Here is a 13177-nt window from a genome sequence, read left to right as displayed (position 1 = left end):
CACCGGCCGGCCCGGATTGGCGGCGCTCAGCGCCGCCAGGGCCTGGGTAAAATCGTCGCGGCGCATGTCCAGAGGATGTGCGCCGGCACCGAGCCCGGTGCGCCGCCATTCATCCGGACGGCGGATGTCGACCAGGAGGATCTCGCCGGCCTGCGCGCGGGCCTGCGCCTCGGCCGCGCTCAGCGTCGCGCCGGAAAATACCGGGCCTGTGGTCTGGATGTGCCAGCCAATGCCGCCGGCCAGGGCGGCCAGCACGCCAAGCCCCAGCATTTTGCGCCGCTTCAGCAGTGGCGCGGGGCGCGACGCGGGGGCATGTGCAGACGGTTCCATGTCTCTGGCATAGCATGAATATGGGGCCGCGCCGCGCCGTAAACGGGGGCCGTCGTTCAAGTTTCTGTCAGACCCGCCGGCCGGTGCCGTGACCATTTCCCGGGCGTTTTTGCCCCATGGTGTCGCAGGGTGAATGTCAAGGGTTTGACAGCCCGGAAAATTCCCTTAGGCACTGTTGCACGAAAATGAAGGCAACCGGATGGAGACCCGCCCTTGTCCCTATTTCTGATCGCGGCACTGCCCTTTTTGGGCGCGGTCTTTCCGGCCCTGCTGATCCGGGCAGGGCGCAATGTGGCCTCCTCGGCGGCGGGCATCGCCACGCTGCTGGCACTGATCGGGGTGCTGCTGCACCTGCCCGACGTGATGCGCGGCCAGGTGATCACCGCGCAGGCGCCCTGGCTGCCGGCGCTGGGGCTGAATGCCAATTTCTTCATGGACGGGCTGGGCATGTTCTTTGCCGCGCTGATCCTGGGGATCGGGCTGCTGATCATCATCTATGCCCGCTACTACCTGTCGCGCGAGGATCCGGTCGGCCAGTTCTACAGCTATCTGCTGCTGTTCCAGGGCGCCATGGTCGGCATCGTGCTGTCGGACAACATCCTGATGCTGGTGGTGTTCTGGGAACTGACCTCGCTCTCCTCCTTCCTGCTGATCGGGTATTGGAAACACCTGCCCGAGGGGCGCCAGGGGGCGCGCATGGCGCTGGCGGTGACCGGGGCCGGCGGGCTGGCGCTGATCGGTGGCGCGCTGCTGTTGGGCAATATCGCCGGCAGCTATGACCTGACCGACATCCTGCAGAACAAGGAGGTCATCCAGGCCTCGCCGCTCTATTCCACCGCGCTGGTGCTGATCCTGCTGGGCTGTTTCACCAAATCGGCGCAATTCCCGTTCCATTTCTGGCTGCCACACGCGATGGCGGCGCCAACGCCGGTTTCGGCCTATCTGCATTCGGCCACCATGGTGAAGGCCGGGCTGTTCCTGATGGCGCGGTTGTGGCCGGTGCTGGCGGGCACCGACATGTGGTTCTACCTGGTGGCCAGCACCGGGTTGATCACCATGGTGCTGGGCGCGGTGATCGCGCTGTTCAAGGACGACCTGAAGGCGCTGCTGGCCTTTTCGACGGTCAGCCATCTGGGGCTGATCACCATGCTGCTGGGTTTTGGCACCGAGGCGGCGGCACGGGCGGCGGTGTTCCACATCCTGAACCACGCCACTTTCAAGGCCGCCTTGTTCATGAGCGCCGGCATCATCGATCATGAATCCGGCACCCGCGATATTAAGCGGCTGGGCGGGCTGCGCACCCTGATGCCGGTCACCTTCGTGCTGGCGACGCTGGCCTCGCTGTCGATGGCGGGGATCCCGCCGCTGAACGGCTTCCTGTCGAAAGAGATGATGCTGGAAGAGGTGTCACATACCTATTGGCTAAACAGCCCGCTGCTGATGAGCGTGCTGGCAACCATCGGCGCACTGTTCTCGGCGGCCTATTCCTTCCGCTATGTCTCGCATGTGTTCCTGGGGCCGGTGCGCAGCGATTACCCGCACAAGCCGCATGATCCAGGCGCCGGGATGTGGCTGCCGCCGGCCTTCCTGGTGGCGCTGGTGGTGGCGATCGGCCTGTTCCCGCAGGCGGTGGCCGGGCCGCTGGTCAACACCGTCACCGACGCGGTGACCGGCCTTCAGGGCAAACATTACGATCTCAAGCTGTGGCACGGCATCACCCCGGCGCTGTGGATGTCGGTGATCGCGGTCACCGGCGGCCTGCTGTTGCTGATGGTGCACCGGCCGCTGGACCGCGCCTGGAACAACGCGCCCCGGCCCGAGGCCAAACAGATCTTCGACGCGCTGGTCGGGGCGCTGACCCGGCTGACCCGCGGTGTGACCGACCGGCTGCATGACGGCTCGCTCACCCGTTACGCGGCGATCTTCGTGGTCTTCGCGCTGGGCATCGCCTTTTACGCCTACAACTCGGGGACCGCCGCACCGCCCAGCCGCGAAATGCTGGACATCGAGGCGGTGCCGCTGGTCGGCTGGATCTGCCTGGTCGGCTCGACGCTCTGCCTGGTGGCCTTCCACCGCTATCGCCTGCTGGCGCTGGTGCTGATCGGGGTGGTGGGGCTGATGGTGTCGATGATCTTCAACTATTTCTCGGCCCCCGACCTGGCGCTGACCCAGCTGTCGGTCGAGGTGGTGACGATCATCCTGATGCTGCTGGCGCTGAACTTCATGCCCAAGACGACGCCGAAGGAAAGCAGCCCGGCCCGCCGCACCCGCGACGCGGTACTGTCGATCGGCGCCGGGCTGGGCATCGGCGGGCTGATCTATGCCATCCTGCGCGGCAGCTTTGCCTTCGAGTCGATCTCCCATTTCCACCTAGACCAGTCCTACAAGGGCGGCGGCGGCAATAACGTGGTCAACGTGATCCTGGTCGATTTCCGCGGCTTCGACACGTTTGGCGAGATCATCGTGCTCGGCATCGCCGCCATCGTGATCTTTGCCATCACCGAGGCGGTGCTGAACTCCTCGGTGCGCGCCCGGCTGCTGAACTGGAAACCGGAAGAACCCGATGCCGGCGATTCCCATCCGATGATGATGGTGGTGGTGACCCGGGTGATGATGCCGATCGCGCTGATGGTGGCGGCCTATATCTTCTTCCGCGGCCACAGCCTGCCCGGTGGCGGCTTTATCGCCGGGCTGATCGCCGCCATCGCCATCATCATGCAATACATGGCCTCGGGCTTTGGCTGGGCCGCGGCGCGGCAGCAATTCCCCTATCACGGCATCATCGGCTCGGGCGTGCTGGTGGCGGCGGTCACCGGCTTGGGGGCGTGGTTCAACGATCTGCCGTTCCTGACCAGCGCCTATGGCTATATCTACCCGCCGGGGCTGGAGAAGGTCGAATGGGCCACCGCCGCGCTGTTCGATCTGGGCGTGTTCCTGGCGGTGGTCGGCGCGGTGCTGCTGGCGCTGGAAAGCCTGTCGCGCTATGCGTGGACGCCGAATTCGGACAGCCCCTATCCGATGGACATCAACCCGGCGCGCGCGGATGTGCCGGAAGCGGAACGGGAGGACTGAGGGCATGGAACTGCTGCTTGCCAGCGCCATCGGCGTGTTGACCGCCTCGGGCATCTACCTGCTGCTGCGCCAGCGCACCTTCCCGGTGATCATCGGCGTGTCGCTGCTGTCCTACGCGGTCAACATCTTCCTGTTCGCCACCGGACGGCTGGCCATCGGCCAGCCGCCGATCCTGCGGGACGATGTCAGCCAATACACCGATCCGCTGCCGCAGGCCCTGGTGCTGACGGCCATCGTGATCTCGTTCGGGATGACCGCGGTGATCGTGATGATCGCGCTGTCGGCCTTCCTGTCGGAAAATGACGACCGCGTGGACATGGTCGAACAGGCGAAAGACGACGCATGAACCACTGGATCATCCTTCCCGTCGTGCTGCCGGCCCTGGTGGCGCCCTTCATCATCATGGTGCTGCGTTATCATCTGGATCTGCAGCGCATCTTTTCCATCGCCGCCACCGTGGCGCTGGCCGCGATCACCGCGGGGCTGATGGCGCGCGTCGCCGGTGGCGACATCATCGTCTATGAACTGGGCGACTGGCCGGCGCCCTTCGGCATCGTGCTGGTGCTGGACCGCCTGTCGGCGCTGATGACGGTGCTGACCTCGTTCCTGGCGCTGGCGGTGTTGCTCTATGCCATCTGGTCGGGCTGGGACCAGCGCGGCTGGCATTTCCACGCCCTGTTCCAGTTCCAGCTGATGGGGGTGATGGGCGCCTTTCTGACCGGCGATGCCTTCAATCTCTTTGTGTTCTTCGAGGTGCTGCTGATCGCCTCTTACGGGCTGATGATCCATGGCGGCGGAGGCAAGCGCCTGCGCGCCGGCACGCAATACGTGGTTTATAACCTGGTGGGCTCGACCCTGTTCCTGTTCGCGCTGGGCACGCTTTATGCGGTGACCGGCACGCTGAACATGGCCGACCTGTCGGTCAAAGTCGCGCAGCTGCCCGCCGACCAGACCGCGGTGCTGCGCGTTGGCGCGGTGCTGCTGCTGCTGGTCTTCGCGGTCAAGGCGGCGCTGCTGCCGCTGCATTTCTGGCTGCCGGCCTCCTATGCCAACGCGCCGGCACCGGTGGCGGCGCTGTTCGCGATCATGACCAAGGTGGGGGTCTATGCCATCCTGCGCATGTATACGCTGGTCTTCGGCCCCGACGCCGCGGTCAGCTTCGGGCTGGCCGGGGAGTGGCTGCTGTTTGCCGCGCTGCTGACGCTGGCGGTGGGCATGATCGGCGTGCTCGGTTCGGCCGAGATCGCCCGGATGACCGCCTTTGCCGCCATCGGCTCGACCGGTACGCTGATGGTGGCGGTGTCGCTGTTCACCCCGCAGGCGGCCGGGGCGGCGGTCTATTACATGATCCATTCCACATTCGCCACGGCGATGCTGTTCCTGGTTGCCGACCTGGTCAGCGAACGGCGCGGCGGTGACATCGCGGTCAGCGCGCCGATGCCGCATAACGGCGTCGTCGCCACGCTGTATTTCGGCGCCGGCATCGCCATGGCGGGGATGCCGCCGCTGTCGGGTTTCATCGGCAAGCTGCTGGTGCTGGACGCGGCGCGCAACGACCTGCAGGTGGTGCTGATCTGGGCCACCGTGCTGATCACCTCGCTGGTGGCGATCATCGGCTTTGCCCGTGCCGGCAGCCTGCTGTTCTGGAAGTCGAGCGATCCCAGCTTCGCCGCCGTGCCGGTCGGGGCCGAAGCGGGAGACCTTGCCGCCGAACTGCCCGACCAGCCGGCGCCGCCGCGTCTGCCCTTCGTGCCGGTCTTCGCGCTGTTTGCGATGCTGGTGCTGCTGACCGTCTTCGCCGGGCCGGTGACCGATTACGCCGACGCGGTGGCGGCGCAGCTGTTCGACCCGTCCGGCTATATCGGCGCCGTCCTGAAAGGGGAGGGATCATGACGCTTCTGGGCCGCTTCTTTCCGCACCCGCTGCTGACCGTGCTGCTGACCGTTGTCTGGCTGCTGCTGGTCAACCGCTTCTCCTGGAACTCGCTGATCTTCGGGTTTTTCCTGGGGGTGCTGATCCCCTTCGTGATCCGCCCCTATTGGCCCAACATGTCGCGGATGCGCCATCCGCTGAAGATCGCCGAATACCTGCTGGTGGTGGTCTATGACATCATCATCGCCAATGTGACGGTGGCCTACCTGATCCTGTTCAAGCGGGTGAAGGACCTGCAGCCGGCCTGGATCGGCATCCCGCTGGACCTGCGCACGCCCGAGGCGATCAGCGCACTGGCGGGCACCATCACCCTGACCCCGGGCACGGTGTCCTGCGATCTGTCCAGCCAGGGGCACATGCTGTTGGTGCATTGCCTGCATGCGCCCGACCCGGATGCGGTGCGCGACGACATCAAGTCCCGCTATGAACGCCGGCTGAAGGAGATCTTCGAATGACCGCCTATGCGCTTCTGTTCGCTTTCGGCTGTTTCGGCATCGCGCTGCTGTTGAACCTGTGGAAGATCATCACCGCCGAGGGTGTCGGCGATCGGGTGCTGGCGCTGGACACGCTGGTGATCAACGCGATCGCCGTGCTGGTTCTGGTCGGTATCCAGGAGGGCACCGAGGTGTTTTTCGAAGCCACCATGATCATCGCCATGTTCGGTTTTGTCTCGACCGTGGCCTATGCCCGCTTCATGTTGCGCGGCAATATCATCGAGTGAGGAGGCAGCCATGAGCCAGTTCGCGGATATCCTGACCGCCGTCTTCCTGATCCTTGGCGGGTTTTTCGGCTTTGTCGGCTCCTTCGGGCTGATCAAGCTGGGCGACCCGATGTCGCGCCTGCACGCGCCCACCAAGGCGACAACGCTGGGCGTGGGCGGGGTGCTGATCGCCTCGCTGATCCACTCCTTCGCGCTGGAGGGCGTGGTGTCGGTGCACGAGCTGTTGATCACGCTGTTCCTGTTCCTGACCGCACCGGTCACCGCGCTGTTCATCGCCAAGGCGCATATCCACCGTCATTCCGACCTCTACACGCTGCCGCCCACCGGTGACGACACCTGCTGGGCGGTGCTGGACCGGAAGGATGTGCGGAGCGATGAGGCGTCGAAAGGGTAGGGCGCCGAGGGCCGCGTCCGAACAGCGCCGAAGGCGCCGGGCGGGCTGGTCGCCCGCGCCAAGGTTGGTGCGGAGCATTCGCCCCTAGACAAACTTCCGGAAGATCTTCGTCGCGTCGAAGATCTCTTCCAGCGCCCCCATCCTGTCCCGCGTGCGCTCCCACGCGGCCTCTTGCACCGCGGCGATCAACGTCTCGGACAACAGCATCAGCGTCACCGTCGAATCCCAGGCCGAGGGCACCTCGATCCGGCAGTTGAAGGCGTAGTCGGCATGGCGGGCGATGGGCGATTGCCACTGGTCGGTGATCAGCACCGTCTTGGCGCCTTTCGCTGCCGCGATCTCGGCCAGTTTCAGCGTCGAGTTCTCATAGCGGCGGATGTCGTAGATCACCACCACGTCGCCGGCTTCGAGATCGAGCAGCGCATGTGGCCAGGCGTTCGAGGTGGTGCGGATATGCTGTACATGCCGCCGGATCACCTGCAGGTGCAAATGCAGATATTCCGACAGCGCGTGGGTGATCCGGCCGCCGGCGATATAGACTGCGCGGCTTTCATCGGCCAGCAGCGCCGCCACCGCGTCGAACTCGCCGGGGGGCACACTGGCCAGGGTCTGGCGGATGTTGCCGATCACCGCATCGGTGAACCGGTTCAGGATATGCCCCTGCGGCGCCGCCTTTGACCACATCTCGCGCTTGGCGATCGGGCCGGTGATCTGCGCCTCCAGCTCGTCGCGCAGCGCCGCCTGGAATTCGGGAAAGCCGGAATAGCCCAGTTTCTGCACCATGCGCGCCACGGTGGGCGAGGAGACGCCCGATTTCTCGGCCAGCCGGGTGATCGAGCCCAGCCCCGACATCGGGTAATTCTCCAGAATGGTCCCGGCCAGTTGCCGCTCGGCACGGGTCAGCGTGTCATGCACCTTTCTGATCCGTTCCTGTGCGGTCTGGGCCACTGGTTTCCCCTTTTCGGACTTGCCGGTTCTGTAATCTTACTTTCATGACGTGGCGAAAAGAAGAAAAAGTTTCAGAAATTGAGTTGACAGCCCGGTGGCCGGCGACGAATTCTGGAGCCGCCGGGGGATCCATGACTCGTAAACCTGCCACTCTTTACGCTGCACAGACCGAGGGTCTGACCGGGCCGGCGCCGGCGCTGGTGGTGTGCGAACATGCCTCCGACGCGATGCCGGCGGAATTTGCCGATCTCGGCCTGAGCGGCGATGTGCTGCACAGCCATGTCGCCTGGGACCCGGGCGCGCTGGCGCTGTCGCGCCACCTGGCGCGGGCGCTGAGCGCACCACTGGTGGCCGGTACGGTGTCGCGGCTGATCTATGACTGCAACCGCCCGCCCGAGGCCGCCGACGCCGTGCCCGCGCGCAGCGAGGTCTATGACATTCCCGGCAATCAGGGCCTGGACGCCGCCGCGCGGGCCGATAGGGCAAGGCGCGTCTATGTGCCGTTCTGCAACGCGGTCGAACTGGCGCTGGACACCGCGTGCCCCAAGGCGCTGATCACCGTGCACAGCTTTACGCCGGTTTATTTCGGCCAGCCTCGCCCGGTCGAGATCGGCATCCTGCACGACGCCGACCCCCGGCTTGCCGATGCGCTGCTGCAGGCGCTGGAAGACAGCCCCCACGATATCCGCCGCAACGCGCCCTACGGCCCCGAAGACGGGGTAACCCATACGCTGAAGGCGCGCGCGCTGCCGCGCGGCCTGTTGAACGTGATGCTGGAAGTGCGCAACGACCTGCTGGCCGACGCCGACGGCATTGCCCGCATCGGCGCGCTGCTGGCACCGGCGCTGCGCGCGGCGCTGGCTGCGGCCCAGACCGAGAGGGCCGGGTGATGCCCCGGTTCCTGCTGGCCTATATCCGCTGGACCGACCGCTTCAACCGCGGCGTCGGGCGCATCGCGATGTATGGCATCTTCCTGATGATGGCGATCCTGCTGTGGTCTTCGGTGTCGAAAACCTTTTTCACCCCGTCGCTCTGGACGCTGGAAATGGCCCAGTTCGCGATGGTGGCCTATTACATCCTGGGCGGGCCCTATTCTATCCAGCTGGGCGCCAACGTGCGGATGGACCTGTTCTATGGCGACTGGAGCCCGCGCCGAAAGGCATGGTTCGACGCCTGCACCGTGTTCCTTTTGATGTTCTATATCGGCGTGCTGCTCTATGGCGCGCTCAGCTCGGCGGCCTATTCGCTGGGCTATTTTGGCGATGCGCCGCTGGCCTTCCACCGTGACCTGCTGATCGCCTTCGTCACCGGTGGGCCGGATGCGGCGGGCGAGATGCTGGGCTTTCTCGAACGCAGCCCCACCGCCTGGCGGCCCTATCTCTGGCCGATCAAGGCGGTGATGATCGTCGGCTTTGGGCTGATGCTGCTGCAGGCCCTGTCGGAATTCCTGAAAGACGTGGCAACGCTGCGCGGGGTCACGCTCTGATGTCCTACGAGATGATCGCCATCCTGATGTTCTCGACGATGATGCTGATGCTGGTCACCGGTCAGCGCGTCTTCGGCGCCATCGGTTTTGTCGGGGTCTCGGCGGCGATGCTGCTGTGGGGCACCGGCGGCTCCGAGATCGGTTTTTCGGCGGCAATGAAGCTGATGAACTGGTATCCGCTGCTGACCCTGCCGATGTTCATCTTCATGGGCTACGTGCTGTCGGAATCGAAGATTGCCGACGATCTCTATCGCATGTTCCACGTCTGGATGGGGCCGGTACGCGGCGGGCTGGCGATTGGCACCATCCTGCTGATGGTGCTGATCTCGGCGATGAACGGGCTGTCGGTCGCGGGCATGGCGATCGGCGCCACCATCGCGCTGCCGGAACTGCTGAAACGCGGTTATGACAAGCGCATGGTCACCGGGGTGATCCAGGCGGGCAGTTCGCTGGGCATCCTGGTGCCACCCTCGGTGGTATTGGTGCTTTATGCCATGATCGCGCGCCAGCCGGTGGGCCAGCTGTGGCTGGCCGGGGTGTTTCCCGGCCTGATGATGGCGGCGCTGTTCATCCTCTACGTGGTGATCCGCTGCCGGTTCCAGCCGCAGCTGGGCCCTGTGCTGCCGCCGGAGGACCGCGCCCTGATCACAGGCGCGGAAAAGCTGCGGCTGCTGCGCGCCGGCATCCTGCCGCTGGTGATCTTCGCGGTGATGATGATCCCCTTCATCAACGGCTGGACCTCGCTGGTGGAAAGCGCCGCGGTGGGCGCGCTGGCCGCCTTTGTCGCCGCGGTGCTGAAAGGCCGCATGACCAGGGAGGTGTTCGAGAACTCGGTGCGCAACACGCTGGGAATCTCCTGCATGTTCATGTGGATCATCCTGGCCGCCCTGGGATTCGGCGCCGTGTTCGACGGCCTGGGCGCGGTGCGGGCGATCGAGGATCTGTTCACCGAACGGCTGGCGCTCAGCCCCTGGACGATCCTGATCCTGATGCAGCTCAGCTTTATCGTGATGGGCACCTTCCTGGACGACACCGCGATGCTGGTGATCGTCGCGCCGCTCTATGTGCCGCTGGTGCAGGCGCTGGGCTTTGACCTGATCTGGTACGGGGTGCTGTACACCATCACCACGCAAATCGCCTATATGACGCCGCCTTTCGGCTATAACCTGTTCCTGATGCGGGCGATGGCGCCGCCCGAGATCGGGCTGCGCGACATTTACCGGTCGATCGTGCCCTTCGTGATGGTGATGGTCCTGGCGCTGACGCTGGTCATGGCCTTCCCCGACATCGCGCTGTGGCTGCCCGACCATGTCTATAACAAATAACCCGACCAGATCCCGGACAGCGGGACGCATTAACCACAAGGAGAGATTCAGATGACGTCAAGACGCAAGTTCCTGAAAGGTGCGGCGGCGGTCCCGGCAGCCGGGCTCGCAGCGCCGGCCCTGGCGCAGTCCACCATCACCTGGCGGATGCAGACCTATGCCGGTGCGGCGTTGGCCGAACACGTGGTGAAACCCGCCATCGACATGTTCAACAAGATCGCCGGCGACCGGATGCAGATCGAACTGTTCTATGCCGATCAGCTGGTGCCGACCTCTGAACTGTTCCGCGCCATGCAGCGCGGCACCATCGACGCGGTGCAGTCGGATGACGATTCGATGGCCTCGCCCACCGAGGTCACCGTGTTCGGCGGCTATTTTCCCTTCGGGTCGCGCTATTCGCTGGATGTGCCGGTGCTGTTCAACCAGTACGGCCTGGATGAAATCTGGAAGGCGGAATACGAAAAGGTCGGCGTGAAACACATCTCGGCCGGCTCGTGGGATCCGTGCCATTTCGCCACCAAGGATCCGATCAATTCGCTGGCCGATCTCGAAGGCAAACGCGTCTTTACATTCCCCACCGCGGGCCGCTTCCTCAGCCAGTTCGGCGTGGTGCCGGTGACGCTGCCCTGGGAAGATATCGAGGTTGCGGTGCAGACCGGCGAGCTGGACGGCATCGCCTGGTCGGGCATCACCGAGGACTACACGGTGGGCTGGGCCGACGTGACCAACTATTTCCTCACCAACAACATCTCGGGCGCCTGGATCGGCCATTTCTTCGCCAATATGGGCCGCTGGGAAGAGCTGCCGGAGGATCTGAAGGCGCTGCTGACCGTCTGCATGGAACAGTCGCATTACTATCGCCAGTGGTGGTACTGGGGCGGCGAAGCCTCGCTGCGGGTCAATGGCGACAAGATGAAGCTGACCACGATCCCCGATGCCGAATGGCAGCAGGTCGAGGACGCGGCGGTCAAGTTCTGGGACGAGATCGCCGCCGAAAGCGAGACCAAGGCCAAGGTGGTCGAGATCTTCCGCCAGTACAATGCCGATATGGCCAAGGCCGGGCGGCCCTATCGCTATAGCTGACAATGGGGCCGGGGCGGGTGCGATCCTGCCCGGATACCAACACCAGGGGCGGGCACCATGCCCGCCCCGACAAGATCAACGAAGGACAGGACCCATGGCCGGACATTTGACACTCGACGAACTCCGCGCGCTGGCCACCCAGGGCGAGATCGACACCGTGCTGGTTTGCGTTGTCGACATGCAGGGGCGGCTGATGGGCAAGCGGTTCCATGTTCAGCACTTCCTGGACAGCGCCTGGCAGGAGACCCATTGCTGTAACTACCTGCTGGCCACCGACCTGGAGATGTGGACGGTCGAGGGTTACGAGGCGACCAGCTGGGAACGCGGCTATGGCGATTATACCATGCGCCCGGACCTGACCACGCTGCGCCGCGCCGCCTGGCTGGAGGGCACCGCCATGGTGCTGTGCGATATCCTCGACCATCACGGCCACGACCCCGTGGCCCATTCGCCCCGCGCCCTGCTGAAGGGCCAGATCGCCCGGCTGGAGGCGATGGGTCTGACCGCGACGGCGGCGACCGAGCTGGAATTCTTCCTGTTCGAGAAAAGCTTCGACGAATTGCGCCGCGACCACTATCGCGAGTTGCAGCCGCTCAGCGGTTACAACGAGGATTACAACATCCTGCAGACCACCAAGGAAGAACATGTGATGCGCGCCCTGCGCAACGGGCTGTACCTGTCCGGCGTGCCGGTCGAAAGCACCAAGGGCGAGGCCGAGGCCGGGCAGGAGGAGCTGAACATCCGCTATGCCGGTGCGCTGCTGACCGCCGATCATCATGCCATCGCCAAACATGCGGCGAAAGAGGTGGGCTGGCAGAAGGGCCACGCGGTCAGTTTTCTGCCCAAATGGCGGCCCGACCGGGTGGGATCGGCGGCGCATGTGCATATCTCGCTGCAGAAGGACGGCAAGCCGGTGTTCCACGATGCCGAGGCCGATCTGGGCTTTTCCGAAACCGGCCGCCATTTCCTCGGCGGGCTGCTGAAATATGCGGGCGAGATCACCTATTTCTTCGCGCCCTATGTCAACAGCTACAAGCGCTTCCAGAAAGGCAGCTTTGCCCCCACCCGCCGGGTTTGGTCGGTCGACAACCGCACCGCCGCGTTCCGTTTGTGCGGCGACAGTTCGCCCGCCGTGCGCATCGAATGCCGGGTGCCGGGCTCGGATGTGAACCCCTATCTGGCGCTGGCGGCGCTGCTGGCCGCCGGCATCCGCGGCATCGAGGAACAGCTCGATCCCGGCAAGCCCTCGACCGGCGACGCCTATGACGGCGAATCGCGCGAGATCCCGACCACCCTGATGGCGGCGACCCTGGCGATGGCGCAGTCCGAGATGCTGAAACAGGCCTTCGGCGAGGCGGTCATCCGCCATTACACCCGTGCCGCCGAATGGGAGCAGGAGGCGTTCAACAGCGCGGTGACGGATTGGGAAGTCGCCCGCGGGTTCGAGCGGGCCTGATCCATGTCTTACGCGCCGCAGCAGATCGCGCCATTTATTCCGGTCAGCCGGATCGGCGAAGGCATCGCGTGTGTCCGCGCGGTGGCGAAGCGCCTGATCGAGGTGGGCGAGAGTGTCGGTCTTTCGGACGACCGCCACGAAACCAGCTTTTACATCGATGTAATCGGGATCGACGCCCGGTCCGATCAGCCGAAACCGGCGCTGGATCGCCTGCCAACCGGGCAACTGCGCACCCCGTTCGACCAAGCCTACGGCCAGCGGGAACTCCACGTAAATACCAGTCAACACTGATCTTCTTCGGCGAGAAGATCGAGGACCAGTCATGACCCAGACACTCACCTGTATTTCCCCTATCGACGGTTCGGTCTTTGCCGAACGCCCCGCGCTTGGCCCCGAGGCGGCGGCCGCGGCGGTGGAGCGCGCCAGCGCC

General features: G+C 64.9%; 13 protein-coding genes and 1 pseudogene. 12 read left to right on the top strand and 2 right to left on the bottom strand.

Annotated features, from left to right (window positions below; genetic code table 11):
* A pseudogene (locus CVM52_RS27500) lies at positions 1-270 on the bottom strand (rhodanese-like domain-containing protein); the annotation flags it as partial.
* A 273-nt stretch (positions 271-543) separates the two neighbouring features.
* Between CVM52_RS27500 and CVM52_RS19030 the strand changes: the two are divergent.
* From CVM52_RS19030 to CVM52_RS19005, 6 genes are read left to right on the top strand one after another with little or no spacing between them, the layout of a single operon-like run.
* A complete protein-coding gene (locus tag CVM52_RS19030) occupies positions 544-3402 on the top strand; it encodes a monovalent cation/H+ antiporter subunit A (RefSeq protein ID WP_100164016.1) in 2859 nt (952 codons plus the stop codon).
* A gap of 4 nt (positions 3403-3406) precedes the next feature.
* Positions 3407-3748, top strand: a complete 342-nt coding sequence (locus tag CVM52_RS19025; protein WP_100164015.1) for a Na+/H+ antiporter subunit C — start codon at positions 3407-3409, stop codon at positions 3746-3748.
* Positions 3745-5295 (top strand): monovalent cation/H+ antiporter subunit D, encoded by a 1551-nt coding sequence (locus CVM52_RS19020; protein ID WP_100164014.1) that lies wholly within the window; start codon positions 3745-3747, stop codon positions 5293-5295. Before CVM52_RS19025 ends, CVM52_RS19020 begins: the two co-directional genes overlap by 4 nt.
* Complete coding sequence (locus CVM52_RS19015) at positions 5292-5789, top strand: Na+/H+ antiporter subunit E (RefSeq protein WP_100164013.1); 498 nt, start codon at positions 5292-5294, stop codon at positions 5787-5789. The genes CVM52_RS19020 and CVM52_RS19015 overlap by 4 nt, the downstream gene beginning before the upstream one ends.
* Positions 5786-6055 carry a K+/H+ antiporter subunit F gene (locus CVM52_RS19010; protein ID WP_100164012.1) on the top strand — a complete coding sequence of 90 codons (270 nt, stop codon included), beginning with the start codon at positions 5786-5788 and terminating at the stop codon, positions 6053-6055. The genes CVM52_RS19015 and CVM52_RS19010 overlap by 4 nt, the downstream gene beginning before the upstream one ends.
* Positions 6056-6065: 10 nt before the next feature.
* The gene (locus CVM52_RS19005) at positions 6066-6449 is read left to right on the top strand and encodes a Na+/H+ antiporter subunit G (protein WP_100164011.1); all 384 of its coding nucleotides are present in this window, start codon (positions 6066-6068) and stop codon (positions 6447-6449) included.
* 84 nt (positions 6450-6533) lie between these two features.
* On the opposite strand, the gene CVM52_RS19000 is transcribed toward CVM52_RS19005, so the two are convergent.
* Complete coding sequence (locus CVM52_RS19000) at positions 6534-7397, bottom strand: MurR/RpiR family transcriptional regulator (RefSeq protein ID WP_100164010.1); 864 nt, start codon at positions 7395-7397, stop codon at positions 6534-6536.
* A gap of 131 nt (positions 7398-7528) precedes the next feature.
* Between CVM52_RS19000 and CVM52_RS18995 the strand changes: the two genes are divergently transcribed.
* From CVM52_RS18995 to CVM52_RS18970, 6 genes are all read left to right on the top strand, one after another.
* On the top strand, positions 7529-8287 hold the full coding sequence (locus CVM52_RS18995) for an N-formylglutamate amidohydrolase (RefSeq protein ID WP_100164009.1): 759 nt from the start codon (positions 7529-7531) through the stop codon (positions 8285-8287).
* Positions 8287-8883 carry a TRAP transporter small permease subunit gene (locus CVM52_RS18990; RefSeq protein WP_100164008.1) on the top strand — a complete coding sequence of 199 codons (597 nt, stop codon included), beginning with the start codon at positions 8287-8289 and terminating at the stop codon, positions 8881-8883. The genes CVM52_RS18995 and CVM52_RS18990 overlap by 1 nt, the downstream gene beginning before the upstream one ends.
* Complete coding sequence (locus CVM52_RS18985) at positions 8883-10208, top strand: TRAP transporter large permease (RefSeq protein ID WP_100164007.1); 1326 nt, start codon at positions 8883-8885, stop codon at positions 10206-10208. The genes CVM52_RS18990 and CVM52_RS18985 overlap by 1 nt, the downstream gene beginning before the upstream one ends.
* A gap of 51 nt (positions 10209-10259) precedes the next feature.
* Positions 10260-11291, top strand: a complete 1032-nt coding sequence (locus CVM52_RS18980; RefSeq protein WP_100164006.1) for a TRAP transporter substrate-binding protein — start codon at positions 10260-10262, stop codon at positions 11289-11291.
* Between the two features lie 94 nt (positions 11292-11385).
* Positions 11386-12747 (top strand): glutamine synthetase family protein, encoded by a 1362-nt coding sequence (locus CVM52_RS18975; RefSeq protein ID WP_100164005.1) that lies wholly within the window; start codon positions 11386-11388, stop codon positions 12745-12747.
* 3 nt (positions 12748-12750) lie between these two features.
* The gene (locus tag CVM52_RS18970; RefSeq protein ID WP_100164004.1) at positions 12751-13038 is read left to right on the top strand and encodes a hypothetical protein; all 288 of its coding nucleotides are present in this window, start codon (positions 12751-12753) and stop codon (positions 13036-13038) included.
* Positions 13039-13177 lie beyond the last annotated feature (139 nt).

The organism is Pseudooceanicola lipolyticus (assembly GCF_002786325.1).
Classification (GTDB): domain Bacteria; phylum Pseudomonadota; class Alphaproteobacteria; order Rhodobacterales; family Rhodobacteraceae; genus Pseudooceanicola_C; species Pseudooceanicola_C lipolyticus.
This window is presented reverse-complemented; position numbering and strand designations above follow the sequence as displayed.

Bases quoted from the DNA above. Each gene is read 5' to 3' on its own strand.
- CVM52_RS19015 (WP_100164013.1), top strand. From the start codon at position 5,292: ATGACGCTTCTGGGCCGCTTCTTTCCGCACCCGCTGCTGACCGTGCTG.
- CVM52_RS19020 (WP_100164014.1), top strand. From the start codon at position 3,745: ATGAACCACTGGATCATCCTTCCCGTCGTGCTGCCGGCCCTGGTGGCG.
- CVM52_RS19025 (WP_100164015.1), top strand. From the start codon at position 3,407: ATGGAACTGCTGCTTGCCAGCGCCATCGGCGTGTTGACCGCCTCGGGC.
- CVM52_RS19005 (WP_100164011.1), top strand. From the start codon at position 6,066: ATGAGCCAGTTCGCGGATATCCTGACCGCCGTCTTCCTGATCCTTGGC.
- CVM52_RS19010 (WP_100164012.1), top strand. From the start codon at position 5,786: ATGACCGCCTATGCGCTTCTGTTCGCTTTCGGCTGTTTCGGCATCGCG.
- CVM52_RS18985 (WP_100164007.1), top strand. From the start codon at position 8,883: ATGTCCTACGAGATGATCGCCATCCTGATGTTCTCGACGATGATGCTG.
- CVM52_RS18990 (WP_100164008.1), top strand. From the start codon at position 8,287: ATGCCCCGGTTCCTGCTGGCCTATATCCGCTGGACCGACCGCTTCAAC.
- CVM52_RS18975 (WP_100164005.1), top strand. From the start codon at position 11,386: ATGGCCGGACATTTGACACTCGACGAACTCCGCGCGCTGGCCACCCAG.
- CVM52_RS18995 (WP_100164009.1), top strand. From the start codon at position 7,529: ATGACTCGTAAACCTGCCACTCTTTACGCTGCACAGACCGAGGGTCTG.
- CVM52_RS18980 (WP_100164006.1), top strand. From the start codon at position 10,260: ATGACGTCAAGACGCAAGTTCCTGAAAGGTGCGGCGGCGGTCCCGGCA.
- CVM52_RS18970 (WP_100164004.1), top strand. From the start codon at position 12,751: ATGTCTTACGCGCCGCAGCAGATCGCGCCATTTATTCCGGTCAGCCGG.